Source organism: Halorubrum sp. ARQ200 (assembly GCF_005435115.1).
GTDB lineage: Archaea > Halobacteriota > Halobacteria > Halobacteriales > Haloferacaceae > Halorubrum > Halorubrum tropicale.
Map to the genome: position 1 here is coordinate 101939 of NZ_SGTZ01000006.1, position 26383 is coordinate 128321.

General features: G+C 57.2%; 22 protein-coding genes and 1 pseudogene. 11 read left to right on the plus strand and 12 right to left on the minus strand.

Features of this window, described 5'->3' with window-relative positions; genetic code table 11:
- Positions 1 to 193: 193 nt before the first annotated feature.
- From EXE50_RS09760 to EXE50_RS09800, 8 genes are all read left to right on the plus strand, one after another.
- Positions 194 to 1864, plus strand: a complete 1671-nt coding sequence (locus EXE50_RS09760) for a transposase (protein WP_137704959.1) — start codon at positions 194 to 196, stop codon at positions 1862 to 1864.
- A 457-nt stretch (positions 1865 to 2321) separates the two neighbouring features.
- Complete coding sequence (locus EXE50_RS09765; protein ID WP_137704960.1) at positions 2322 to 3389, plus strand: metal ABC transporter substrate-binding protein; 1068 nt, start codon at positions 2322 to 2324, stop codon at positions 3387 to 3389.
- A gap of 7 nt (positions 3390 to 3396) precedes the next feature.
- Positions 3397 to 4176 carry a metal ABC transporter ATP-binding protein gene (locus EXE50_RS09770; RefSeq protein ID WP_137704961.1) on the plus strand — a complete coding sequence of 260 codons (780 nt, stop codon included), beginning with the start codon at positions 3397 to 3399 and terminating at the stop codon, positions 4174 to 4176.
- Complete coding sequence (locus tag EXE50_RS09775) at positions 4173 to 5186, plus strand: metal ABC transporter permease (RefSeq protein WP_137704962.1); 1014 nt, start codon at positions 4173 to 4175, stop codon at positions 5184 to 5186. Before EXE50_RS09770 ends, EXE50_RS09775 begins: the two co-directional genes overlap by 4 nt.
- Before the next feature lie 65 nt (positions 5187 to 5251).
- The gene (locus tag EXE50_RS09780) at positions 5252 to 5971 is read left to right on the plus strand and encodes a metal-dependent transcriptional regulator (protein WP_199241428.1); all 720 of its coding nucleotides are present in this window, start codon (positions 5252 to 5254) and stop codon (positions 5969 to 5971) included.
- Positions 5972 to 6039: 68 nt separating this feature from the next.
- The gene (locus EXE50_RS09785) at positions 6040 to 7656 is read left to right on the plus strand and encodes a transposase (protein WP_394347755.1); all 1617 of its coding nucleotides are present in this window, start codon (positions 6040 to 6042) and stop codon (positions 7654 to 7656) included.
- Between the two features lie 487 nt (positions 7657 to 8143).
- Entirely contained in the window at positions 8144 to 9295 is a 1152-nt protein-coding gene (locus EXE50_RS09790; protein WP_241982665.1) for a site-specific integrase, read from the plus strand.
- Positions 9296 to 9530: 235 nt separating this feature from the next.
- Positions 9531 to 9953 (plus strand): winged helix-turn-helix domain-containing protein, encoded by a 423-nt coding sequence (locus tag EXE50_RS09800; protein ID WP_137704965.1) that lies wholly within the window; start codon positions 9531 to 9533, stop codon positions 9951 to 9953.
- 115 nt (positions 9954 to 10068) lie between these two features.
- Here EXE50_RS09800 and EXE50_RS09805 read toward each other — a convergent pair whose 3' ends face one another.
- From EXE50_RS09805 to EXE50_RS18015, 9 genes and pseudogenes are all read right to left on the minus strand, one after another.
- Entirely contained in the window at positions 10069 to 11112 is a 1044-nt protein-coding gene (locus EXE50_RS09805; RefSeq protein WP_137704966.1) for a restriction endonuclease, read from the minus strand.
- A complete protein-coding gene (locus EXE50_RS17750) occupies positions 11109 to 11795 on the minus strand; it encodes a hypothetical protein (protein ID WP_241982666.1) in 687 nt (228 codons plus the stop codon). The genes EXE50_RS09805 and EXE50_RS17750 overlap by 4 nt, the downstream gene beginning before the upstream one ends.
- Entirely contained in the window at positions 11795 to 12136 is a 342-nt protein-coding gene (locus tag EXE50_RS09815; RefSeq protein WP_137704984.1) for a hypothetical protein, read from the minus strand. The genes EXE50_RS17750 and EXE50_RS09815 overlap by 1 nt, the downstream gene beginning before the upstream one ends.
- Positions 12137 to 13020: 884 nt before the next feature.
- On the minus strand, positions 13021 to 13227 hold the full coding sequence (locus EXE50_RS09820) for a hypothetical protein (protein WP_137704967.1): 207 nt from the start codon (positions 13225 to 13227) through the stop codon (positions 13021 to 13023).
- A 1304-nt stretch (positions 13228 to 14531) separates the two neighbouring features.
- Complete coding sequence (locus tag EXE50_RS09825) at positions 14532 to 18173, minus strand: ATP-binding protein (protein WP_241982668.1); 3642 nt, start codon at positions 18171 to 18173, stop codon at positions 14532 to 14534.
- Positions 18174 to 18493: 320 nt separating this feature from the next.
- Positions 18494 to 19003, minus strand: a complete 510-nt coding sequence (locus tag EXE50_RS09830) for an HNH endonuclease (protein ID WP_137704968.1) — start codon at positions 19001 to 19003, stop codon at positions 18494 to 18496.
- Complete coding sequence (locus EXE50_RS09835; protein WP_137704969.1) at positions 18996 to 19829, minus strand: ParA family protein; 834 nt, start codon at positions 19827 to 19829, stop codon at positions 18996 to 18998. The genes EXE50_RS09830 and EXE50_RS09835 overlap by 8 nt, the downstream gene beginning before the upstream one ends.
- 296 nt (positions 19830 to 20125) lie before the next feature.
- On the minus strand, positions 20126 to 20557 hold the full coding sequence (locus tag EXE50_RS09840; protein WP_137704970.1) for an ArsR family transcriptional regulator: 432 nt from the start codon (positions 20555 to 20557) through the stop codon (positions 20126 to 20128).
- 126 nt (positions 20558 to 20683) lie between these two features.
- Positions 20684 to 21105: pseudogene (locus EXE50_RS18015) on the minus strand (restriction endonuclease); the annotation flags it as partial.
- A gap of 160 nt (positions 21106 to 21265) precedes the next feature.
- Here EXE50_RS18015 and EXE50_RS09850 point away from each other — a divergent pair.
- Positions 21266 to 21811: a type II toxin-antitoxin system death-on-curing family toxin gene (locus EXE50_RS09850; protein WP_137704971.1), complete on the plus strand. Its 546-nt coding sequence runs from the start codon at positions 21266 to 21268 to the stop codon at positions 21809 to 21811.
- Between the two features lie 2 nt (positions 21812 to 21813).
- Positions 21814 to 21951, plus strand: a complete 138-nt coding sequence (locus EXE50_RS17455; protein ID WP_188879674.1) for a hypothetical protein — start codon at positions 21814 to 21816, stop codon at positions 21949 to 21951.
- 194 nt (positions 21952 to 22145) lie between these two features.
- Here EXE50_RS17455 and EXE50_RS09855 read toward each other — a convergent pair whose 3' ends face one another.
- Both EXE50_RS09855 and EXE50_RS09860 read right to left on the minus strand, forming a co-directional pair.
- Positions 22146 to 23510: a restriction endonuclease gene (locus EXE50_RS09855; RefSeq protein WP_137704972.1), complete on the minus strand. Its 1365-nt coding sequence runs from the start codon at positions 23508 to 23510 to the stop codon at positions 22146 to 22148.
- A gap of 64 nt (positions 23511 to 23574) precedes the next feature.
- A complete protein-coding gene (locus EXE50_RS09860) occupies positions 23575 to 24537 on the minus strand; it encodes a M48 family metalloprotease (RefSeq protein WP_199241426.1) in 963 nt (320 codons plus the stop codon).
- A gap of 223 nt (positions 24538 to 24760) precedes the next feature.
- Between EXE50_RS09860 and EXE50_RS09865 the strand changes: the two genes are divergently transcribed.
- Positions 24761 to 25174, plus strand: coding sequence for a MarR family transcriptional regulator (locus EXE50_RS09865; protein WP_137704974.1), 414 nt, complete (start codon positions 24761 to 24763; stop codon positions 25172 to 25174).
- A 30-nt stretch (positions 25175 to 25204) separates the two neighbouring features.
- Here EXE50_RS09865 and EXE50_RS09870 read toward each other — a convergent pair whose 3' ends face one another.
- A complete protein-coding gene (locus EXE50_RS09870; protein WP_137704975.1) occupies positions 25205 to 26125 on the minus strand; it encodes a MarR family transcriptional regulator in 921 nt (306 codons plus the stop codon).
- Positions 26126 to 26383: the final 258 nt, after the last annotated feature.

Sequence of the window (26383 nt, forward strand, 5' to 3'; positions counted from 1 at the left end):
ACTCGGCACCAACCAACGGCTGCAGTCTGGAGCTCACAACACTCTGAAATGAGACACGGAACAGAGGTACCCACCAACCGAATATAGAATACGGATTAGTTCTTTAATATGTTTCAACCAATTATAATTTTTATATTCCGTCTGAGTCCATCATTAGTTTTCTACGATGCCGTCCTTGGCGTCAGCGTGAGTAATGACCCACACCCGTGAATCGCGTCGGACTACGTTTCGCCGGGTTGCTCAACGGTCATATGTTCAGTGGCCGACGTACGATTCGACATCGCTGTATGATCGAACGTCGCTCGCGGGACTGGAATCAGATATCCGAGTAGTCGTAGAGACGTGGTTCGATCACGATAGTCACGGCTCCGTCGAGGAGTTCGTCTGTGTACTCCCGCTAGCCTACTTCCGGTTCAGTGCCCACGACAGGTATGCGGGGCCGACCCGCTACCAGATGGACACCCTCTTTCGGGTGTTTGTATTGAAACAACTCCACGGGTGGGAACACGAAACAGCACTCGTCGACTACCTCGGGACCCGTCCTGACCTCTGCGAGCAATTGGGGTTCGGGACGATCCCGGACCAATCGACACTGTGGCGAAGTTGGCACCAGAGATTCACCGCTGACCTCCAGGAGACAGTCGAGACGGCGGCACGAACGATCCTCATCAAAGCCCAGAATGCGGGTGTTGCGGTTCCGCGTGAGCCGGCACGAAAGCTCCGATACTACGGGAACGAGTCTGATGAGTCAGACCCGGACGATCAAACTACGTTGGAGCAGGCAGAGAAGATCACCGACCACGTCAGCCGCATCGTTTTTCCGGCATTCTCACTGGATCGAGGTGAGGGCTGTGAGATTCACGAGAACGCCTACTGGGATCTGCAGACGTATCTCGGACTTCGTGAGCGCCTCGCGGCCAACGAGGGCGCTCGCAGCTTCACCTACGAATCGACTCGGGATCGGACGCCGTTGGGCCACGCCCACCGAGAGCACATTCGTGACCTTTCAGTATCAGGGATCCGCGAGATGTACCGACAGGCCGTCAACAGGCTCCTGAGTGAAGTCGCGGAGACAGAGGAGTTCTTCCGAGCCGGAATCGTCGCAATCGATATCACCGAGGCTGACCCCTTCACCGGTGATAGAACGGGCCACGAAGACGAAATCATCGGGACAAAGGAGAAGAGCGACGAGTACGCCTATCAGTGGGCCAACGTCCAATTAGTAGGGAATGCCGTCCCAATCGTGCTTGACGCACGGCCAGTTCGGAAGGGGGAATCCCGCTTGGAAATCGTTGAGAAGCTCTTGGATTCAGCTGAGGAGATGGTTCACGTCGATAACGTTCTGATGGACCGGGAGTTCGACAGCCAGCACATCCTAGAGATGATCAGCCAGCGCGGGCTCTCCTATGTCGTTCCGAAGCGGATGCAGACCAGCGAGAAAGCCCAGGCCAAGCGGTTGCTCAAACACGGGAAAGATCGCTACGAGACCGACCGGAAGCTCCACCTCGGGAAGAACGAGTGGCACGAGACGACGCTGGTTTACCGTCGGAAAGAGAACGCTGAGCACGATGACCACCGACAGTACTCAGTGTTCATGTCGAATTGCGGGAGCGGACACCTCACTGAGTACGGCTACCGTTGGGAAATCGAGAGCGGGTACCGGTCTATTAAGCGGTTCATGGCTGCGACGACGTCGAAGGATTTCGGGCTGCGCTTCTTCTACTTCGCGTGTCTGCTGTACTCGATCTGGCGAGCGGTTGATTTGCTTGTGCAGGTTGAATTGACTGGTGAATATGAACACTCGCCGATCGTGACGGCCGATAATACCCTGACGCTGCTGAAGAAGGAGACTGGAATCGGGTAGAGGGACACACTCAGTCTGGTTAGCGCGCGGTCTGAGTGGCTACGCTGTTGGGAGTCGCGAAAATTCGCCTAAACCCGCTGTAGTCTCAACTTCCCTCGGCCCGGCAGTAGTTGAGACTGGCGTTCTCAATGCATACGGTCCTCGAATCTCTTTGTGGCTCTGAGTACTCGTCACCCACTATTGGCTTCGTTATTATCGTCGCTTTCACATCGAACACATGTCACGGTGAGTGATGAACACCCCTTCAAACATATTCATCGGTCGAGACCCCTTCGAGAACACGAGCGAGGAAAGTCTCGAGACCGTAGTTGTGGACGCTGGTAATTTCACAATACAAATAGTACTGCTAACAGTGAGATCTCGACACGAGATACAACGGCCACAGAATTAGATGAGTCTAAACTCCATTTTCGATGGAAACTTCTATACCTTTAGTCCCATCACCGACTAGCCAACGATGGACGACACGACGCAGTCGAAATCGAAGCACAGTCTCTCGCGCAGAAAAGCCCTCGCTGGCGGTGCGGGGCTCCTCGCCACCGGTCTCGCTGGATGTACGAGCATGGGCGGTGGCAACGGCGAGGGGGCGAACGGGGACGGTCCCACGCTCACCGTCGCGTCCTTCTTCAGTTTCTACGACTTCGCACGGAATATCGTCGACGGGACGCCACTACAGGTCGAGAACCTCGTGCCGACGGGACTCCACGGCCACGGCTGGCAGCCGAGTGCCGAAATTACCCAGCGCATCATCGAGTCGGACGCGTTCCTCCACGTCGGTCCGGGCTTCCAGCCGTGGGCAGACCGCGCGATTCAGACGCTCGAAGACGACAACATCGACGTGCATCTCATCAACGCCCGCGAAGGCGTCGACCTGCTCCCACTCGCGGAGACGCTCGACCCCGAAGAGGAGGGTGTCGGCGAAGGGCAGGGGCTCGACCCCCACTTCTGGCTCGACCCCGAACGGGCGAAGACGTCGGTCGACAACATCGCCGAAGGGATGGCCGAAATCGCCCCGGACCACGAAAGCGCGCTCATGGACAACGCCGAGACGTACAAGGCAGACGTTCTCGAACAGGTCAGACAGGATTTCCAGGCCATGTTCGAGGCGTCCGACCGTGACGTGGTGCAACTGGCCGCGCACAACGCTTTCCAGTACTGGACCGACGCCTACGGAGTCGAGATGCGCCCGATCGTGACGAGTCTCGCCGCCAGCGGCAACATCCCCCCCGAAGCCATCAGAGAGGCCCAGGAGGTCATCGAGGAGAACGACATCCGCTACATCGCCAACGGCGTCTTCGAAGCCCGCCGCCCGGCGGTCCAACTCATGGAGGAAACCTCAGTAGAGGGGTACTTCCCGGTGACACCGTACGCTGGCGTCCGCGAGGACTGGGTCGAGAACAACTGGGGATACAAGGAGGTCGCCTACCAGATCAACAAACCCACTCTCGAAATCTGTCTCGGTAACAAGACCCCCGAGGAAGCCGGCCCCGACGGCTGGACAGACCAGTGGATGAACTTCGAGTGATTGTTCAATGAGTACACAGAACACCACGAGTTCGGCAAGTGGTCGGTCCAGTCGTGAGCCGATCATCGAGCTCTCCGACGTCGACTTCGGGTACACCGCCGCGACGGTCGTAGAGGACATCTCGCTGCGGATCGACCCCGGCGAGTACGTCGCGGTCGTCGGTCCCAACGGCTCGGGGAAGTCCACGCTGATGAAGCTGATGCTCGGACTGTTAGAGCCGGACGAGGGGTCCGCCCGGCTGTTCGGCGAACCCTCGCACAAGTTCGACGACGGCTCGAGGCTCGGCTACGTCGCACAGCACGCCAGCGCCTCGAAGGAGATGCCGATCACCGTCCGCGAGGTCGTGAAGATGGGCCGGTTCCCACACGTCGGCTTCGGTCGCCTCTCCAGCGAGGACTGGGCCATCGTCGACGATGCGCTCGATACAGTCGGGATGAGCGCCTTCGCCAACCGCCGGGTGACCCAGCTGTCGGGCGGGCAGCGCCAACGGGCGTTCATCGCTCTGGCCCTCGCCAGTGAGGCCGATCTGCTCGTGCTCGACGAACCGACGGTCGGCGTGGACGCCGAATCCGTCGAGGCGTTCTACGAGCTGCTCGAAGCGCTCAACGACGACGGTATCACCGTTTTGCTAATCGAACACGACCTCGGGGCGGTCACGGACAACGCCGACCGAGTCGTCTGTCTCAACGGGGAGATCTACTTCGACGGACCGACCGACGAGTTCGTCGAGAGCGACGCACTGTCCCGTGCGTTCGGTGCCGCCGCCGCATTGGGTGATCGTCGATGAGCGGGACGGTGGCTCCGGTCCCGCTCCAAGCGAGCGCGCTCGACACGGCACTGGCCCCGTTCTACTGGATCCTCGAGGTCTGGTCGGGCTTGATGACGGAGCTATACAACGCGACGGGTATTGAGATACTCCAGTACGCCTTCATGCACCGGGCGCTACTGGTTGGCCTCTGTATCGGGGTGATGGCCCCGCTCATCGGGACGTTTCTCGTCCACCGCCAGCTGGCACTCATCGGGGACGCGCTCGCACACACTGCGTTCGCGGGCGTCGCCGTTGGACTGTTCCTGAACGCCGTCATCGACTTCGGTGTCACGCCGTATCTCACGGCTGTCGTCGTCGCGATGATCTCGGCGCTGTTCATCGAGCTCATCTCCGAGGTGACCGACGCGTACAACGACGTGTCGATGGCGATCGTCCTCTCGACGGGCTTTGCCCTGGGGACGACGCTTATCAGTATCAACGCCGGTGGGCTGGCTGTCGGCGTCGACCAGTACCTGTTCGGGAACCTCTCGACGGTCACCTCCCAGAGCGCGGCACTGCTCCTGGTCCTGTTTGCCATCATCGTCGCAGTGGTCGGAATCACCCGCAATCAGCTGTTGTACGTCACCTTCGACCAGACGGCCGCCGAGGTGTCGGGACTACCGGTGAAATGGTACAACCGCGTCGTGGTGATGTTGACCGCGATGGTCGTCGTGGGCGCGATGCAGATTATGGGGGTCATACTCGTGGCCGCGATGCTCGTCGTGCCCGTCGCCGGCGCGTCGCAGGTCTCTCGGAGCTTCAACGAATCGATACTCGTGTCAATCGTTCTCGCTGAAATCGCGGTCCTGGCCGGGATCGGTATCTCGTACTACGCGGGGACGATCGCGGGCGGGGTCATCGTCCTCACGGCGGTGGCGATCTACGCCGCCGCCGTCGTGCTCGGAAAACTCCAGACGGCCTTCGGTGAGGAGGAGACCCCTGAGATGGGAAGTATCGACATGGGGGAAGCCAGACCGAGTGACGACTGACGACCGCTTCCACGACGAACCCCTGCGGTGACCCGCGAAGTAACCGTTTGATCATCCCAGACGAAATGAGTTCATCCGATTCTGACACCCCAGACGCGCCGGAGTCGTTGCCAGCGATCACGCCGAAGATGGAAGACTATCTCCGTCGCATCTACCGTCTCGAACAGGAGGCCGACGGCCGGGTGTCCAACTCGGAAATCGCCGAACGGCTCGGTGTCGCTCGATCATCGGTGACGAGTATGCTGGGTACGCTCTCGAATCGGGGGCTGATCGACTGGGAACAGTATCGCCCGGTTCGGCTCACGACCGAGGGCGAGGAACTCGCCCTCCGAGTGGTCCGCAGACACCGGCTCGCCGAGACGATGCTCGCGGAGCTGTTCGGGTACGCGATAAGCGAAGTCGACACCGAGGCCGACATCTTGGAACATCACCTCAGCGAGCGGCTCTGTCGAGAGATCGAACGGAAACTCGATATGCCAGAAACCGACCCACACGGTGATCCAATCCCCGACAGTAACCTTGACCTCCCTCAGTCAGAGAATGTTACCTCGCTAGTTGAAATTGAGGAATCGGCGAGTGTAGAAGTCACGCGGATCTTGACGCAGGATGACGAGGTACTAGAGTATCTCGTTTCGATCGGGCTGGAACCGACTGAACGCCTCCACCTCAACGAAATCACACCGATTGGAATGATGGTCGTTACTATCGGGGACGCAAGTGAACAGACAAGTCTTCCAAGAAGACTGGCCTCACAGATACTGGTTTCGCCGCTGGATGACCAGTAACTCATACAGTGGTCGCGGATCACGAGTCTCGACGCACTGTCTTTCAACGAATCGCCCAACAGCCGTACGTGGAGTGGCCAGCTTATGACTCGACACCGCTGTACGATCGAACCTCGATCGCCGGGTTAGAATCGGATATTAGAGTCGTCTCAGGAGTCTGGTTTACGCACCCTGATCATAACTCACTCGAAGGGCTCGTCTGCGAACTTCCGATAGCCTACTTTAGATTTGGGGCACACGACTGCTACGGAAGTTCGACACGCTACGAGATGGCCACCCTCTTTCGACTGTTCGTGCTGAAAGAACTCTACGGGTGGGAGCACGAAACATCTCTCGTAGAATACCTCGATAGCAACTCCGGATTCTGCGAACGCCTAGGATTGGGGTCGGTCCCCAATCAATCGACACTGTGGCGCAGCTGGAACGAGCGCTTCACGCGAGATCTCCGCGAAACGGTCCAGAAAGCGGCTCGAACGATTCTCATCAAAGCGCAGAACGCGGATGTCGCTGTACCACGGGAGCCAGACCGAACCCTTCCGGATCGAGGCGACGACGCTACTGGATCGGACCCTGACGACCAGGCCCTCCTCGACAAAGCAGGGACGATTACAAAGCACGTCGATCGCGTCGTTTTCCCTGCGTTCTCGCTCAATCGTGGTGAGGGCTGTGAGATCCCCGAGAACGCATACTGGGGCTTACAGACCTATCTCGGGCTCCGAGAGAACTTGGCAGCTAACGAGGGTGCTCGCAGCTTCATTCACGAGTCTACGCGTGATCGAACACCGCTCGGACACGGTCATCGCGACCAGATTCGTGACCTCCCTATCGAGCAGATTCGCGAGATGTACCGACAGGCGGTCCGACAGCTCATCGACGAGGTCGCAGAGACGGAGGAGTTCTTCCGCGCAGGGATCGTCGCCACCGACATCACCGAAGCTGACCCCTTCACAGGCGACCGCACGGGTCACGAGGACGAGATCATCGGGACGAAAGAACAGACCGACGAGTACGCCTACCAGTGGGCGACCGTCCAGTTAGTCGGCAACGCCGTCCCGCTGGTCCTCGATACCCGCCCGGTACGGAAAGGCGAGTCACGACTAGAAATCGTCGAGGACTTGCTGGATTCGGCTGAAGGGCTCGTCCACGTCGATAATGTCCTGATGGACCGCGAGTTCGATAGCCAGCACGTCCTGGAGATGATCAGCCAGCGCGGGCTTTCGTACGTCGTTCCGAAGCGGATGCAGACTAGTGAGAAGGCTCAGGCCAAGCGATTGCTCCGGCGTGAACAAGACCGACACGAGACCGACCGCAAGCTCCATCTCGGCAAGAACGAGTGGCACCAGACGACGCTAATCTACCGCCGGAAAGAGAACGCTGAGCACGACGACCACCGGCAGTATTCGGTGTTCATGACGAATGGGGGCAGTGGTCATCTCACGGAGTACGGGTATCGGTGGGAAATCGAGAGCGGCTACCGATCGATAAAGCGGTTCATGGCCGCCACGACATCGAAAAACTTCGAGCTTCGATTCTTTTACTTCGCGTTCGCCTGTCTGCTGTACTCGATCTGGCGGGCAGTCGATCTACTCGTCCAGGTCGAGTTGACTGGCGAGTACAAGCACTCTCCGATGATTACAGCGGACAACACGCTGACGCTGCTGAAGAAGAAAACTGGAATCGGGTAGTGAGGCATGCTGTTCTGGTTAGCGTGCCGTCTGAGTGGCTACGCTGCTGGAAGTCTCGAAAATCTGCCCATATAGTTGAATGTATGACAAACTTAGTCGCGAGGAGAACCATCTGGGGCAGTTTTCGCTGACCAAATCGGTCAAATTCACGCATTACAGTCCCTCTAAACCCGCCGTAGTCTCAACTCCCATACCCCTGATTTAGTATAGCGCTATACAATATATGTCTGGAAGCCTCCGTCTTACCCCCTATTTTGCTAATTTGCTTTGTCTGTACGAGACAAAGTAGTCAGCAGAAGTATTAAGGAATTGGTGAATAAGCTCTATCTGTCGCAAATGGCAGTCTTAAAATCGGCACACCCCCCAGATGCCGGCCTTTCACCGGGTGAGACCGGTGAGTGACACAATCAACTGGAGTCGCATGTCGCTCGACGAGCTGGTCGAGTTCTACGAGACGGAGATTGCTGACGAGATGTACCGCGCAGGGATGAGCCCCGCGACGGAGCGCCCCTCGTACGAGTGGCTGGCCGACCACGGCTACAGCGGAATCGCGTACACCCTCCGGGAGCATCACAACCTAACGCTCAAGCAGTTCATCGTCGAGGAGGTCGGCGTCGACACCGACAAGGACGATGAAACTCTGGGGTACGAGTGGGAGATCAGCGACGAGGAGACCATCGAGCGCTTCGAGACCTACCTTCGTGACCGCCAGCGTCGGCAAAACCTCGCTGACAGTACGATCCGGTCGAAGCGCACGCGGCTCGCACGGTACGCCCGCGAGTACGAAGCGCTCCACGGCGCGGCCCTGCTTGTCGACCGCGTCCAAGACCCCGATACACAGCCGGAAGAGATCAAGCGCGTTCTTTCCGTGTTCGATGTCTTTGACGACGAGCTCGCGAGCAACGACTCGAAGGCGAAACACCACTATGACGTGAACGACTGGTACGTGTGGCTTCAGAACCGCGCGATTGCCACGTACAATCCAGCCGCGACGGTCGCAACGTCGTTCGGGGGGTGGAATACTGACACCGAGGACGGGGAGACGAAACCCGCACTACGCGCCGAGCAGCTCCGAGAGATACTCACTGCGTGTGACGTTCAGGCCGACCGGCTCCTCGTGGTTGCGCTCGGTGCGTGGGGACTCCGGCGCGGGGAGGTTGCGGCGCTCCACGTCTCACAATTCATTCCGAACGCTGAGCCCCCGCGTATCGAGTTCGACGAGCGGAAGAACGGGCCGTCGTCGGTCCAACTGCTGTACGGCGTCGACGACTACCTCGATCGCGTCGAGGCGCTCGATGAATCCGGCTGGAACGGCTATCTGTTCCCCTCGAACGCTGCCGAGTCAGGGCATATCGCGCCGGGGACCGTGAACAATCGATTCGAGCGACTCGTTGACGACGCCGACGTGACGCTCAGGGGTGACCGACCGACGCCGCACGCCTGTCGACGCTTCTGGTACAACGCGTATCAGGACGCGATGCAGAACCTCCAAGACCAGGTTGCTCCGGTGGCCGACGATCAGGGGAGTTCGTCCGCGGCAGTCGTCGTTGACAAGTATCTGAGCGAGGACCAGGCCCGCCGCGCCCGTCGCGACGCCATGCGCGAGCGGCTGGCAGAGGTTTTTGAGGTGCGATCATGAAGTACATCCGATTCGACTCTGAGCACGTCGACTTGACGCTCTTGATTGGAGGTGACGACGCTTACGATGACGTCTCCGAGAACCCGGTTGGACGATTCCGGGACGGTTTCACGTAGGCACCTCGGTAAACCACCCCTTCGAAAAGACGAGATCAGCTCACACGGCCTTCCGTTTTCAGCACGATAGCACACAGCATGTCAGCACAGTCTTACAGTAGCACAGATAATCGGTACCCATGACAATGGACATCGAAGAGTTCGAGAGAACAGAAGACGGAGGGAGCAACCTCTCCACTAGCGAGGCAATTGTGAAGTTCCTCCTTGAGAATAGCGAGCAAGCATGGAAGCGTGGCGAGATCGCTGAGGAGATCAACCGAGATCCGAACACCGTCGGAACAAACCTGAGTCGGCTGAAAGATCGAGGTCTTGTTCGCCATCGCAAGAATCATTGGGCGATCACAGACGACCACCACCAGCTCGTTGAAGCGGTCCGGTTCTCGAATACACTCTCGACACTCAACGAGACGGTTGGCCCGATCATCGAGAGCGAGGAGGAGGCAAAAACGTGGAGCAATGCCCAACCAGAACGGGCGCATCCAAGCGTTAGTGACGTGGATGAAGCCACGGAGACTGAAGGGGACAACACCGACGATAAATAAACCCACGCCCGCTTAGCTGAAAGTAGGCGCTAAGCCCCCTTCCTCAGCGAGCGCCGACCGAACGGGAGGCGCGAGCAGGGAGGGGATACAGCGCCGCACAGTTCTCATACACGATTCAGTGGCCAGCAGCTGGATGGGTATCGTCGTCTCGATCGGTATCAATCGGTTCGTAATCGTAGTCCATCCCCACAGGAGTGAATCCAGGAACGTAGCTGAACCGTTTGCCAGGCTCTCCATAGAACATCGCGGGGAGAGTGCCCCGATCATCACGAGCGTTGTAATGTGGAGGCCATTCGTTGAGTTCAGCCGACGGCTTGTACACTTGAGGCGCAGGAAGCGCACCCCGTTCAAGATCCCGCAGATCGAGAACTCGAACTTCGAACTGACGGGCGAGCTCCTCAGCCCGAGGTGTGATCTCGGTTGTGTGGCAGAGGACCGGCATTGCCCGGCAGGCAAACGCGATCGTACAGAGCCGGAAGATCGTCGCGGGGGTGATCGTGTCGCTTGTCCAGTCTTTACACTGAGCGACAATCCAATCAGTTGGCTGCTGTTGTTTTGGCTTCCGGTTGGCGACGACATCGACCTCGAGGCCGAACAGGTGCTGGCGCGTCTCTGCTCGATACCCCCACCGCATCAACGCGCTCTGGAGCTGATACTCAAGCCAACGCCCATCGCCAATCCCACGCCCAGCCACGTCTGCATAGACAGATCGGTGAGTGGAGAGTTTCTCAAGCTGCGTGGAGTTGTCCGTCGACCCCTCAGAAAGTGCGTCTTGAAGAATGACGATGTGGTCTTGAATCGTCTCGAGTGTTTGCTCGATCGAATACTCTTGTGAGGAGTGGTCGTACCCCTGAATGGAGAGATCCTCAAGCAGTCGATCGAGACGCAGTTCGATATGATACAGTGCCTGAGCAGGGCCATCCCACGTCACCACCTCATGATCGCCTTGAGACGGGGGATGCTCTGTATCCCCAATCTGTCGACGGATCGTCTTGAGCGCGTAAAGCGCGAGGAACAACCGTCGGCGTGTGGTGACAGTTTGGACGGTCGTAAGTGTCTCCTCTTCTGAGAGAGCATCTCGGAGTGTTTCGATAGCCTCGATGAGCTGGGTGAGTTCACGATCGAACCCCGGCGGGAGCGAGAGTGGGCCGTCAGTCATTGGGAGAGTGGACTAGGGGTGAAGTCGTGGCGAGTCAGTGCGGTTTCTGAGAGCGGTTGAAGCGTTGGCTGTCCGTGGTGTCGGAGATGGTGGTAAAACTCGTCTGTCGTCGCGGGATACCACTGTGGGCTATCGCGCTCGCGGTAGCGGAGCTGCCCGTCGACGAAGACGACCACGCCCTGTTCCGTCGTGGCCGACGCAGCGAAGACGAGCGCCGGCGGATCCGGACGCGTCCAGCAGTCACGGATCCACTCGAGCATCGTTTCGAGCGGTGTTGGGTCGACCGGGTCAGGGTACTGTGCGGCTGCTGGCGCGCGGATCGCGACGTCCTCAACACGGACAGTACCACAGGAGCGCCACTTCGCGCCAGTCCACTCGAGTTCACGGCGTATCCAGGACTCGCCAGTGCTGTCGGGTTCAAACCGGAGGCGTCGGGGTGGCGCACTCGGTGGGTTCCACTGAAGCAGGCACGCGCCGTCGTCAGCGAGCGTAGCGTCATCGCGACGGCGGCGAGACGCAAACAGTGCGGCGTCTATCTGTGCCCGTGCCCGCCGCAGGGTGGCGAGTGGATTGCCGCCCGGCATCGAAACGATGTCGTCACCGTCGTTGACCGCCTCGAACAGCCGGTGGAAGTTGGAGTCGATCTCTCTGAGCGTCTCCAGTTCGGGCTGGTAGTCAGCCATTAGGCGTCCTCCGAGTCCGGCTTATAACAGGCAGTCTGAAGCCGGCGGATGTATTCCGCAAGCGGTTCGGTGGCGTCCGTCGGCGTCACAGTTTTTGACCGGTCATCATACGTCACGGCACCGCTCTGGTCGAGCGTCTCGAGATGGGTTTGGATCAGCGAGACGTATACCGAGGTCCGTTTGTCACTGCCGACCTTGCTGGGATCAATCCCATGTTCGATGGCCGCGATCTCAACAGCCAGATCGCCGGCAGAAATCTCTCTGCGTGACTGTGAGAGGGAGAGTAAGACGCGACGGCGGCGGCTGTTCGCGATTGCGGTGAACGCGTGGTCTGGATCCATCGGGATGGCGAATGAGGCCGATTCGTCGGTTGGTGTGCTCACTCGGATCGCCCCGCGGATGGACGGATATCTGTGGTTCGGTGGTGAGAGCGCGGGGAGCCATCACGGGTGTACTGTACGACGTGGGATGTCAGAAGGCCAGTGTCGAGAGCGACACGCTGAGACACAGAGTTATCACTCCTGGCCCTGTTTGGGTTGCTTGCTGTCATTGGATGGCAGCACGACTCCTCCGGCGGTGTGACGCCGGAGGGTTTCGTCAGGAATCGTGCGTCTACTGTTGAGAATCGGTTGTGACTTTTATATGAGTGTCACAAATTGATAGTCGCGTATTTGGTATCTTGAGCGCCTCTACGGTTGATATTAGCTTGTATCCTTAATCACCTATTAAATCACACTTCACCCACTATGGTGGGTAAAAACCATCCGTCACTGGGCGGCTCTTCTCTATCTACATTATGGCACGAGTAGGCTAACAGGCTCAGGACTTGAACAGGCCTCTGCCACAAGGCCGCTGACAGCCCGTGAGGAAGAGTTGACTGCCTACACGTGGAATGGGGCTACAGTCACCTACCGAATGCCACAGCGAGTCCAGCAGCCCGATTTAGAATTGATGGCCGAACTCAACAAGCATTCGGTCAACCTTGGTACTGATCTGCTCTATCTTGGTCCGCTGGTGACAATTGTGCGCCTTCTTTGAAGGAGAAGTTCATGTCCTCGCGTCTTGGGTATGTTGTAGTGCTCTACAATCTCATCGATGAGGTCAATTAAGTCGTCCCCTCGGACACGTCCCCACATCCGTTCTGCCGGCCTCGGCTACTCCCCGCCGACGTGCCACCACTCGGCTCCGTCCTGATGGTCGCTGCCTGCGGCAACCGGGGGGAGAACTATCGCCTCTCCACACTCACCTCTCTCCACCACTCCCAGTGGTTCCTCGCTTGCCCCCACGCGCCGGAAAGTCCCTTGCTGTAGCTGTCCATCCGGTGCTGTCGATCGCCGCTTGGTTCTGTCCCATCGCCTGGGTGGTCGTCGACGCCGGTCTCCACACCGGAGTGTTGATGGGTGGCCTCCTGCTGCTGGTCGACGTCGGTCATCGCGCCTGTCCGGGTGCGCCAGCCGGGGTCGTCTTCGCTCGCTGTCCGATGTCGTCCTGCTCGCGTGGGTCACCCCCTGTCCCGTACTCCTGAAGACGTCGTCTCAGGCGGTCGAATCTGCGTCGAAAATCCAGTATCTGATTTCTGATATAGAATCTCAGATTCGTTCATCGATCTCGTCGTTCTCTGCTCCCCTCTCGGCCCCGCCCCGAATTATCGCTACGCGGTCGACCTTCTGGTCGGATTGCCCTCTAGGCCCCTAACACTGTGAATTCGTGGAACCTAACCACAGGAGAGGAGAGATATATTAGAGCATCTCTAAAGCCCTCTCAACCGCTTAGAACCTAACCAGCGGGATTATGGGGGAGGGTGCGTTTACATGAGAACGTGTCTAACTGCCCCACGTCCCCTTATTTTAGGTAATGACAATCACCCAATGTTTTTTACATGGAAGTGGCCCTAAACGCCTCACGTGTTATTATATGAGTGGGCAGTATCGTTGTAATAATATTTTATTCCCACATCCCCCAATACGCCTGTCGTCTCCTTATTTTACTGATTACAGCAGACCCCGTCTATCGACTTGCCGTCTGCTTATTTCTAGTAAGTGCTAAACAGACGATGGTGCTACTGATATGGTTGTATCTCTTTACAGCTAACCCCACTAATAGTGCCGCCGTCTGCTTATTCAATAGGATGTAACGATTCGCCTTTATCGGACCCCAGTCTCCTTATTTCAGATGGATAGTTCAAGCCGATCGATCTCTTGGTGCCTGTGAATTTGTTACACTAGATGGGCCAAAATCTACTCCCGTCTGCTTATTCAAGATTATACATACAACCCCGAAGATCGCACTCACGTCTGCTTATTTCTTAGAACGCCTCTGGTTATTATGAAAGCGATCTGGCTATTGTTGGCTTTGTCTAACGTCCAGTAGGCCATTATAGCGGATGGATTGCTGAGATATATTCAGGGTTGAGGTGAGTATTTGTTTGTGCTTAGAACCACCGGAGATGGGTTGTTCATGCGCGTTCTGATCGGTTCATACCCTGTTCTTTTTCGCTGGATTGTCGCTATCTTATCGGCTCATGCTCCATTCTTTTTCGCTGGATTGTTGCTGTCTTTCCGATTCATGTCCGGTTCTTTTTCGCTAGATTGTCGCATCTTATCGGTGTGTGGTGTCCGTTCTGACTGCTACCTTGTCGTGACTTGATTAAACTTCGATGCCTATTGGCTTGTCCACAGCCCCGCGAAATGGGTTCGTCAAAGGAACTGAGAAGTAGGTAGAAAGAAGATGCCGCCGTTAGTTGTCGTCCAGATCAGTCCTGAGCTTGTTGATGCTGAAGATTTCCTGGATGCAATCTGCGTCCAGTTCTTCGTTGATCTTCTCGAAGTTGTCTGTCTGGCGGGCCTCTACATAGCCGATCTGGTCGATGAGCGATGAGAGGAGCTTCCGCATCCCATCCGCGTCTTTGACGACCCAGATGGCGTCTCCTCGCTGTTTCTTGAGCTTGATCGAGTCGTCGACGACGTGTCGCCGTTTGTCTGGGGACGTCTCGACCTCGACGATTTTCGGACGGTCGTCGAGTGAGTCGTCGGTCGGCTCGGCGTAGAGATCGTACTTCTTCTCTTCGTCGTCCGGGCTGTAGTACATGTGCGTTTTGTAGCCGAGCGCGTCGTAGTGTGCCTGGATGAGCTTCACGCCGACGCGATGCTCCGGGCTTTCGCGACCGTACTCACCGCCATCTCGTGGCGCGAGATTCCGGTCCACGACGACGTTTGCTTCGTCTGTCGGCCAGTAGTACGCCTGTCTGTTTCCGAGTGTGAACTTCTCGAGGTAGCCCCACTCACAGAGGTCGTCGGCCGTCTCGCTGTAGGGAAGCTCCTTCATCGAGTCCTTGATGTGGTAGCCGTTTACCCCATCGGTGAGCGCGTCGTAGACCATCCGCAGGAACATCTCGTGTTCGTCTGTGAACTCGTCGCTGTCCGCTGGAGAATTCTCAGCATCGTCGTCGTCATCGTCTTCGTCACTGTGAGCTTTCACGCCACTGTCCATGTCGATCGCGTCGTGTTCGCGGTTGACGCAGTGGCGATACCGGCTCCGCTCACGTACAGATTCCGCGAGCGAGTTGACGTTGAACGGCCCTGCGTTGTGTCCCGGCGGGATGGGAAGCGGCCGGAGCGTGAGGATTTCTGGCTTCTGTTTGTGAAAGCCCGTCGACGGCAGCTGGACGATCCACTCGCCGCGCCGCAGCCCGGAGATGCGGTCTTTGATCTCGTCGTTGTCCAGATCCTCGTGGAAGAGCGACTCCGCGAGGAGGTCATCGGTCGCGACGTTGCCGATGATCTTCGTGTTGATGTTGTTGAGGATCTCCTTGTACGCCCGCCGGTTGTCGTTAGGATTGTCTCCAAGCACTTGCTCAGGGTACTGCATGATGAGCCCCAGCGAGAGATTGAATTCCCGCCCTTTCGGGAGCAGTTCGCGGTAGACGATCTCGTTGCGAGCGATGTTTGCGGACTCTTCGATGATGACGTTCGTGATGTATTCGTCGTCGTCCGGCGTCCAGATGGACTGTGCCGACGTCCACAGATGCGAGAGGAACAGCACGGTGAACACTTCACTACTGGCCCCGCGGAGACTTCCCGTGTCGATGAGAACGACCTTGTTCGAGTTGAGGATGCTCTTCATATCGAGCATCGGGATCTCCTTGCTGTACCAGTTGGTCTCGTCGTTCCAGTATTTGTCTTCGACTGTGTACGACAGCATATCCCAGATGAAGTCGCGCTCCTTCAGCTTCCGAATTCGATTCAGGACCGCGTCTGTCGTGTTCATGAACTGCCGTGCGTCCTTCTCAAGGTGAGACTCGAGGATGGACGTGACCTGCGTGTCGGCCGTTCGCGGGATTGCTTTGCGGACTTTGTCGTAGTCTTTGTCGAGGTCCTCGACCTGCTTGCCGTACTTCTGGAACTCCTGTGCGGCTTGCATGAGCTCACCGATGGAGAAGTAGTCCTTCCCGTGGTCGCTGTCGAATAGCGCCTTGATGAGATTGGTGAGGATTTCGTTCGCGACGAACGCCTGTTCGACCGTCTTCTTCCCGAGAACGAATCTGAGAATCTGGAAATAGTGGTCGATGATATCCTGTTTGGCCGTCTCGCGAGTCCGTCCAGCTCCCTCTGTGAGCGGCCGGAGATCGAAGAACGGCATCCCCGGAACCATGCCGTCTGCTTCGGGGATCTGGATGTACTCGACGTCGTCGACGTTGCCGAACAGTGTGCGGTGACACCGCAGATAATTCTCACACATCTCGCCGTCTTTGGGGTCGATGAGGACTGTTGGCCCCTCGAGGTCGTTGTGTGTGGTCAGCATATCGTTGATCGTTGCGACCGTCTTCCCGCTGCCAGTCGTCGCAGCTCGGATGTAATGCTGGGTGAGATGGTCCGCAGATAACGACAGCGCATCTCGTTGCCCGAGGTGTCCCCACCACTCGTTTTTCGTCTCGATGGTGCTGATATCGTCGGGCTTGTCGCTGTGATCTCGGAGTGCGGTGACCGCGTGACCGATGGTCATCCCCTTGGAGAATTCCTTGAACACCTCCTCATTCGGGGAGGTGAGCGGCGACTGAGCCGTGGGCATCCCGCCGGTCCCACCGCGACTTGCTTTCGGCAACGAGTCGATGGACGGGACCGTGATGAAGTTTGAGAGCTCTTCGATGTTACAGACGAGCAGCGGTTTTCGTCGCGTCCATGACTCCAGCCCGTTCGGGTAGGTGATCCCGTGGTTGAGCATCCGCTCGTACTCAGCGTCGTTCGTCCCGAGGTAGTTCCCCTCGATCGAGTAGAACTTCCCACTGATCTGGTTGAGCGCGTCTTGGAGATTACGTGCCGTCTCCGCGTTGGATGCTGCGGCCCGTAGTGAGACGTTGTACGTGTGCGAGGGGTCTTTCAGGTCGATCTGCCCCATCCGGCTAGTCCCTGAGCGGTAGCCGCCGGTCTGTGAATCGTGGATTGACCCACCGATCTCATGCGGCGTATCACTCCGGTGACGTTCCTGCTTTTCTTCGTCAGAGACGCCAAGGATACCGTCAAGGAGGGTTTGGAAGAAGAGCCCGCCGGTCGTGTGGACGCCCTGCTTGAGGTTTCTTTTCTGCCGTTCCGCTTTCGAAGACCAGTCCGCGCGTGGCTCGAAGACACTCTGAAAGACGACTGCGTCGTCCGATTGGATGATCGTCTCGAGGAGGTTCGAAAGAGGTGAGCGGTCGATGGCTTCGTTGTCGTACGACGAGAGTGTCGTCATCCAGTCGTGCCGCTTCTCTTCGACACCCTCCCAGCGGACCATCTCGGGGACATCCTCGAAGACATCTGTAATGTCGAAGTTTGTCCGGCCGACCTCGAAGTCGTCTGGATACTGCGAGCGCGTGGTACTTTCGAGGCGATCGCAGGTGACATCGCTGCGTCCGCCAGGTCCGATGAAGAACTTGAACTGTGCTTCGTCCTCGGGCTTGTAGATGATGAATTCGAAATTTGGAGAGGATTCGATACCAGGGATATGGAGATCCATATCGAGCGGGAGTTTGCGTCCGTTTCCGTATCGGTGGAGGCCGTACAGTTCGCGTTTGACGGTCTCTGAGTTCACCTCCTCACGGACGGGTGTGATCTGGATGTACTCCTGTTCGGATTCGATCTCTTCGATGAAGTTCTCGGCTTCGTCGTCGCTGAGCGCCCCACTGAGAGATGGATCGACTGAAGGTTCGTAGTCCGCAGAGATAGTAATCGTCTTTTCGTCTTCTTCCGTGTCCTCATCTAACGCGGCGTCGAAGATGTCGAAGTCGCCGTCAACTACCTCTGGTGTGGGCGTTTCTTCCTGTTCAACCGATGGTTCGTCTGTGCCGGGCGGTTCTCCAGGTGCTGGAGTATCGCCTTCCCGGTGCTTGTCGTCTTGGCTCATTATAGAGATTCCACACGACCTATCTATAGCTTTTTTGGGGGGTGCCACTACAGCTAGAGGTTAAAATTCAATATTCTGAAACCACCACCCCACCGGTATGTTTTTACCAGAACTCTGAGTCGATTTCTCTATGCTTACCACACCGAACAGTGCGCTAAGGCGAATCGGTGACGGAGCAGTTTCCCGGCAGTTCTGGATCTGCTGTACGCAATAGGCGATCCCGCAAACGGGGGTCCACAGAGGAAGTCTCAACCATGCCTGCGGGTTCTGAAGGAATCTAGAGTGAGGCGTACAGAAAAGCAATAGTTCGAAAGACCGTATCAGTCGAGACCGAGCTCTGCCTCAATAGTCGTCTCGTTGATCGCTGCCCGCACCAACGCCGGGTAGAACCGCTCATTCTTCGGAAGCTGCTCACCGTGCTCACGCTGCCATTCAACGTTGACCTCTGAGTACCGGATGTCGAGATTGTCGACGACGTCATCGGGAAGATAGATCGTCCGCCCATTCCAGTCTTCGCGCAGCACGAATCCCTCATCGCCAGGCCCGAGCGTGTCAGTCGTTTCTGGCGTTTCGATCGTTTCAGCCGTTTCAGTCGTTGTTGTCGCCTCAGTCGTTTCAATCATTTCAGATGATGGCGCGGGGCTCTTTTCAGTCGTGTCGATCGTTTCAGTCGTTTCGGCTGTTTCAGTTGTGTCAGTCGTTTCGTCCGTTTCAGTCGTGTCGGTTGTGTCAGTCGCCTCAGTCGTCGCACCGAAACGGTCGGCGATACCACCCATCTTCTCGCCGGTCTTGCCCAGCTCCTCGCTGGCGTCGTCGTTGTCGTCACTCATTTGCTTCCCTCACGAGTTCTGTCTCGACGAGTGCCGCAACGTCCGCGAGGATTTCGGCCATGTCGCTGTCGAGTTCATCGGCCGCAAAGATGGAGCGCTCCTGGGCGGCGATCGCCCGCTGAAGATCGACTCGCTTGTACACGTCGAACACTGGAATCTCGAGTCCGTCTTCAAACTCGGAATGTAACTGCTCGAGCATGGCGTCGGCCTGCTTGTTGTGTTCGACGCGGTTCGCGATGATACCAAGAATCCGTACCGTACCGAAGTACTCCCGGACGCTGTCGATCTGTTTCTGGAGTCGATCAAGGCCCTGGACAGAGAGGGCCTCTGCGTAGGCAGGAATCAACACACCATCGCTGGCAACCAACGCATTGTCCGTGAGCACGTTGATGCTCGGCATGTTGTCGACGAGAACGACATCATACCCGGTTGCGAGCTCGTCGAGAACCATCTTCAGCCGTTCTCGAGCGCGAGGTTCGCCATTGAGTTCGCCGCCAGTGCGGTCGACCATCCGCTCGTTCGCGGGAAGGAGATCAAACTCCTCGCCGGTGATGATGATGTCGTCGACGTCGTCTGCGCTGCTGGGATCGAGCAGCAACTCGTGGAGCGACACCTCCCGGTCAAGGTCGCTGTACGCCTCGTCGTAGCCGAGGATCGACGTGAGTGCCCCCTCAGGAGCAAGGTCGACCACGAGGACATCAAGCCCACGGTCGGCGAGTGCGCCGGCAACGTGGATTGTGAGCGTCGTTTTTCCAACCCCCCCTTTCTGGTTGAGCATCGCCACGATTGCCGGGAGCGTTTCGATCGTTTCAGCCGTTTCAGTCATATAGTGAAACGAGAGAAACGCGATCGTTATAATACTATGTCAGACATGAGGATAGCTGAGCAGACTTGGTACCAATATCAAAAGCACAGAGCAGATTGGATAGTGTCTCTGAGGAAAGAGGGCAAAGGCCCACCAGCGTCGTGGCGGCAACACCAGCAACGAAGAGGTATTCTCCAGCCACCTTGGGGAGCTCCTCATCGTAGCTTTCGAAAATACACACTAGAGGAGGATACATCTCCGGAATTTTCCGAATACCGAGCTCTCCATCCGGCTATACGTACGGCTTGAGGTGGGTTTCAGTTTCGCTTGTATGGACGGTCGACGGCTTCGGCGGCCTCGATCTCGTCTGTTTTCTCGACTTCGGCGAATAGCTCTCGGTATGCGTCGGGCTCGAAGAGGTTGTTCCGATCGAACAACTCGCGGGCGGCGTCGGTGAGCTGAAAGAACCGGTATGGCTGGCCCCGTTCGAGACCTTCACGATCTCGTTCGATAGCCTCGACCAGTCCCGCCTCCTCCAGCCGGATGAGGTGGTCGGTGATCGTCGACGCCGCGACGCTCGGGTTGTAGTATTCGAGTTCCTTCTTCGAAGGAGCGCCTTTGGGATGACCGACGATCGCCCCGATGATGTTCGCGCGGGTCGTGTCGTCGAGGACACTCAACGCTGTGATCGGATTGAGGCCGCCCGTCTTCTCAGCTTGGCTGAGTGAGGCGGCGTCGGGCCGGGACATGGTGTCTGAACGTTTGCGTCCCGGTCAAATAACCATTTCAATGAGAATCGAAATGGTATTGAGAGTGCGTGTACATTCCACTTCCGGTCGTATTTCCCTACCGTTAGGTAGCGGTAGAGAATCGTATCCAATGACGAGTACCCCGACGACAACTAGCAGCGTCGCGACCACGCTCCCACCCGCGAGGACCTTGTTCTCCATCGCCTTCTCGTGGAAGCATAGCGGTGTATTCTCGCGGAAGATCTCGAGGTTCTACTCGCCGTAGAAGTACTTCGGCTTCAGTGCGAACTGCTCGATGGTTACATAGCCCATACAGACGAATTCCTGCCTGAGCCGTTCGGTCTTGGGTGGCTGTCGCAGGTGATCGCACCGCAGTTGGGACAGCACGTGTACGTCTCGTTGACGACGTTGGTCTCACAGTGGACGCACCGGTAGATACTGTCCTCGATGGTAACCCGAGAGGGGCCCGCTGCGAAGTACTCGTATGGATAGGTGTACTTGTCGAGGTCAGTCGTGTGTCGAGCCTCGGGGAGATACACTAGCTCAATAAACTCCGTCGTTTCGATCGTTTCACTCGTTTCAGTCATGTAGTGAAACGAGAGAAACGCGATCGTTACAATACTATATCAGACAATAGTTACCACGGAGTAGAGAACACCAATAGTAGAAGCAGAGGTTAGATAAGCGTTGTAACAGAGGGCATCCATAATGGACGAGGAACCGGAGTCAATCAGCTATTTGTCGGCTGATGATATCCGTGACATCCACGAATTGATCGTGGAGTCAAATACGGATACAACGGTGGGCATCTCTTCGGCAGGTGATATCGAATATACCGTCGAACATATACAAGAAGGACATTTCGGTCAGGTTCCTGAATCGCTCCATGCGAAGGCATTTCAGCTGCTGCGGCTCATTGCGGCGAATCATCCATTCGTCGACGGTAACAAGCGAACGGCGCTCATGTCGACCCGAATTTTCTACGCGTTGAATGGATGTCGCTTTGACTACGACCGAGAAATCAAAAATATTCTGAAAGCGCTTGCGACAGATGAGGGGAGTGTCGATGAGGACGATGTAATTGAGTATTTGCGAGCGCATACAGAACCGCTTGCCCCGGAGTACGAGGCGACCATCAGCTTGTGGCTGGCACGTATTGAGGGCACAGACCAAGTATCGACAGAGAACTACACAGGCAATCAGGAGCCTAACGAACCGAACGATTATGACGACGAACACCATAGTGAGGAGTAAGCATGGCCGCTGAAAGTGAGCAGCCGGAGATTCCCGATGAGATGTCCCCCGAGGAGGCACGGCAGTATCTCATTCGGTTCCTCGGACGCCAAGACCTCGACGAGCACGAGGAAATCTACGACGAGCTCGCGACTGAGTAGGACTACCTCCGAGCTGCGGGTTCTATCAATTACCCGCTCATTCAGCCAATACCGGTCTTTCACCCTCCTAGCGAATCGCCTCTACTGTCGGCGAAAACTGCTGGAGTCAAACACCCGTTCGCGAGCGGCTTTGACGTCGGAGTAGAGTTCCAGTGCGTGCTTGATGAGCCGGCGACCCCCTTTTCGTTCCCGATCTAAATGATGCCGCCAATAACGAGTAGTCCAATGACGAGCAGCAGCATCGCGACGACGCCACCACCAGCGAGAAGCGTGTTCTCCATCGCCTTCTCGTGGAGCGGCATAGCGGCGTACTCCTCGCGGAACGCCTCCAAGTTCTCCTCGTCGTAGAAGTACTTCGTCTTCAGCGCGAACCGCTCGGTAACCGCACAGCCTGTACAAACCGGCTCCTGCTCAAGCCGTTCAGTTTTGATATGGCTGTCGCAGGCGATTGCCCCGCAGTTGGGGCAGTACGTGTACGGCTCGTCGACGCCGGCGGTCTCGCAGTGGACGCACCGGTGGATGCCGTCCTCGGTGGTGACCCGGGAGGGGCCCGCTGCGTAGTACTCGTAGGGGTAGGTGTACTCCTGAATGTCGGTCGTGTGCCGAACCTCGGGGAGGTAGACTGGCTCGATCGACTGGACGGAGATGTCCGAGCGGTTCGGCTCGCAGGTCTTGTTGTACGTGACGTTGTTGTCGCCGGTGTAGGTAACCGTCGTCGTGTGGTGCTGCTGGAGCCGCTCGACAGCCCACCCCTTGTACTCGGTTTGGGTCTGCCCGAATCGGCGCTCCTCGACGTCGTCGAACACCTCACCAAATTGTTCAGAGTCGAGTTCGATCTTCGTATGGAGATTCTCGGTGACCAGTGTCGCGACATCCTCGTCGACGACCTGTGGGTGTCCACGTTCAGCGTGAACCACGAACTGCGTCCGATCGTTGATCCGATGGATGACACCGACCGATGTCTCGAAGACGGCGTTTGTGTCCGCAGTGACTGCTACGACCGGTCGAAACGTCACCGCCGAATATGGGTCTGGGAGGTCGGCTGCCTCGATATTCTCGATATCGCGGAATGCCTCCACAACGGGCGCGACGACGTCTGCCGCTGGGTCGTACGGCCGTAGGGTTTCGTCACAGAGGATTTCGATGCGACCATTGTAGAGATCCAGGCCGATCTGATCGGCTATCTCCCGAAGGTCTTGGCCGTCAAGCAACTCGATCGGATACGGATCGTCGTTCTGTTGGAGGCGGTCGGCATACTCCTTAGCGGGACTCGTGAACCGCCCGGTCGTGACAACCATCCCGCGTTTGGGACCGTCAAAGTCGAACGTCGAGATCGCCGAATGGAGCTTCTGAACGACTGGCCGCCCAACCGTCGCCGTGTGTTTACATTCGACGATGACCGCGCGTCGGGTGCCGTCGACGACCTCCTCCATGATGACATCTCGGCCCTCGTCTGCCGTCTTCTCAGCCTGACGGACGTTCTCGTAGCCGAGGTTCCGAAAGACATCCTCGATCAGATCCTCAAACTCAAACCCAGAGAGATCGTCTAGAACGGCCATTCTAAGGTATGGAGACAGTCCCGTTCATCTGACAAATATGTTGCCGTCTCATCGTGATCTGTCTTCAAGACGGTGAACGTCGTTCCTGCTGTCGCTCGTATGCTGCGAGTTGTTCGATCCGTTCATTTGTCGGAGGATGCGTCCGGAACAGCCAACGCTCGAACCGATTGAGTCGTTTTCGAAGCCCCCAGTACGAGGGCTCTCTGTTCCCGTCCGGACCAAGCATCACTTTTTCTAATTCATCGGGTTCAAGCGGGAGGATCGACAGCGACGAGATGCCAGATGCCTCGCGCAAGTCCCGGTTTGGTGTTTCTGAAATGCTCTGATCGAGCTTCGTTAGCGCAGTCGCGAGAACTGTCGGTGAACCGGTAACTGCGACGGCAGCTCGGTCTGCGGCCTGTTCTCGTGCCCTAGAGAGTCGGGCAGTCATCGCTTTCCCCGTTCCCCAGACAAGCGTCGAGAGGAGCCCGAGTGGAACAATGGCAACCACAGCCGCTCCAGGTTTTTCGATGTCTGCAAGTCTCGTGCCAAGCCCACGAGCAAGGATGACAGGGAGAGACAAGGCAGTCATCACCATCGCATCCCTGTTTTTTACATGAGAAAGCTCGTGGGCGATGACGGCTTCCAATTCTGCACGCTCATCGATCGTATTGAGCGTCCCACGAGAAAGGACGAGATGGACGTTGTGTGGACGGAATCCAACAGCGAGAGCTTCAGGCGTCTGGCGGTCTGAGAGAGCGACCGTCGGTACGGGAACATCAAGCTGTGCTGCGACGCGAGTCACCAACTCGTACAGTTCGGGCTCGGTTGCTTCGTCGACGCAGTCGGCATCAGCGAGCCGCTCTATCGTATCGATCTGTCTGTATTCGAGGTAACCGATAGACACCACAGTCAGCGCAGTAAGTCCGGCTGCGATCGAAGACGCCGGTGAGACGTCAAAAAACAAAAGAACACCGTAGAGAACTGCCCAGACGCCACAGAGGAAGGTGATAGTAACAGCCAACATTCCCACGATCGTAGCGGCCATCTGAACAGGAAGCGACCACCGTCTGGAGGGCATCATGTACCAGATCGATTGAGATACAGTAGTAAGTTGGGGACGGGCGGCTCCTCGTCGGACATACGTAGGATCTCTCAACGCCCTACGATATGGTTTATGGAGTAAATCACCGAGTCAATCGTGTGTAGATTACTCTAGAGTGGTTTACTCAAGGGTAAACTACTTGCCGTCTGGGTGTGTACTGTGTCGTATGAGCACCGACCTGGGAACTGCTGGGGGGATGGACTCCCGCGAACTCGTCCACTTCGTAACGCAGCAGACGCGGTTCGCGCTGATCAACAACATCCTCCAGCACCCCAAACAGCTCCCCTCGATGTACGAACTCGAGGAACTCAACCCTAGCGTGAGCGAGGCCACCGTCTACAAACACATCCAGAAGCTGATCGACGCTGGCATCGTCAGGGAAGTCCCACTCGACGACGATCAGCGCCGGCAGGGCTATCCCTGGAAGTTCTACGGCCTCACAGCGGAGGGTCGGACCTTTCTCGACGAACACAATCTCCTCGCCGCGGAGGAAACCCTCCAACAGATCTACGAGACCATCTCCAACAAGCCCGAGAAGATGGTCAAGTACGAGAACGCCCCTCGCCCGGACGACGCGTGACTTCGGAATCGGCTTGCTTACAGCTCCCGGTTACGTTTCGATTTCGTATTCGGCCGCCAGCTTCTGGAACTCGTCCCACTCAAGGAGGCGATCGTCCGTAACATCGCCGTGGGTCTCGAGGTAGCGGAGCAAGGCGTCGATCTCGTCTTCAAGGCCATACTTCGCCGCCTGCTCTCGGAGGTCGTCCTCGTCGACGTCAACCAGTCTGAGCAAGAGGAGACAGTACGAACGGTAGCGGCTGCTGTCGTCGATCAGTAACGTGTGACAGCAGAGGTCCGCTGGGGAGAGGATATCGAGTTCCTCGGAATAGAAGTAGTAGCGGTGGTCGGTGAGCAGAAATTGGAGGTCGAACGCCGCGAACTGAGCGAGGCCGGTTTCGTGGAACGCCTCTATGTCGATCTCGGTCTCGGTTTGAGCGAGGAACTCATCGTAGTCTTCCCAGAGAATTGTCCCCTTTTGGGCGACAGTTTCGAGGCGTTGGCGATGGAGATGGTGTGTAAGTTGACGGGCGAACTCGTGGAGGCGGTCGAAGTCGGCGTTGAAGTCATAGCGACCGTTGTCTGCCCCGACGAGGCCACGATCGCGAAACCGCTTGAGGACACGGTTGACGGTATTACGGTAGTTGTCGCTCTGGTCGGCAATCTCGGCGACGGTTCGTGGCTGGTCGAGGTAGTATAGCACCTCGAGTGCCTTGCCGGTCAGCAGCTCGGGAAAGTCGATATGGGGGTACTGGCGAACGAGGTCCTGGTAGCGTTCTACGGCGCGGGCATCTGATGGGACAACCCGCTTTCGGCGACCGTCGCGTTCTGTGTAGACGAGTCTCTTCTCGGCGAGATCGCCGACGCCACGTGAGAGGTAGCTCTCGCTGTGATCGAGCTTCATCGCGAGCTCGGAGATTATGTCGCCACGGTCGACGGTGGCGAGGACCTCGAGTTCGATGCGCCGGAGCACAATGTAATATAGTACGAAACTACTATATAAAAAAGTTTCAAGTAGTGTTACAGACAGCGGTCGCGAGCTCTGCCCCCATCATCTTAACCAACAAAACTATTGTTTCGTGGGTCGTGTTGGTTAACACGAGACGCTCTTATGTAGAAACGTGGAAAGCGCGTATAATTACACTCAGACGGCTCTAATCTGGAGATATGTCTTCCACTCAGCCAGCGTTTGGCGGGATGTTTCGGCAGTTGATCGAGCTCGGAGTCATCG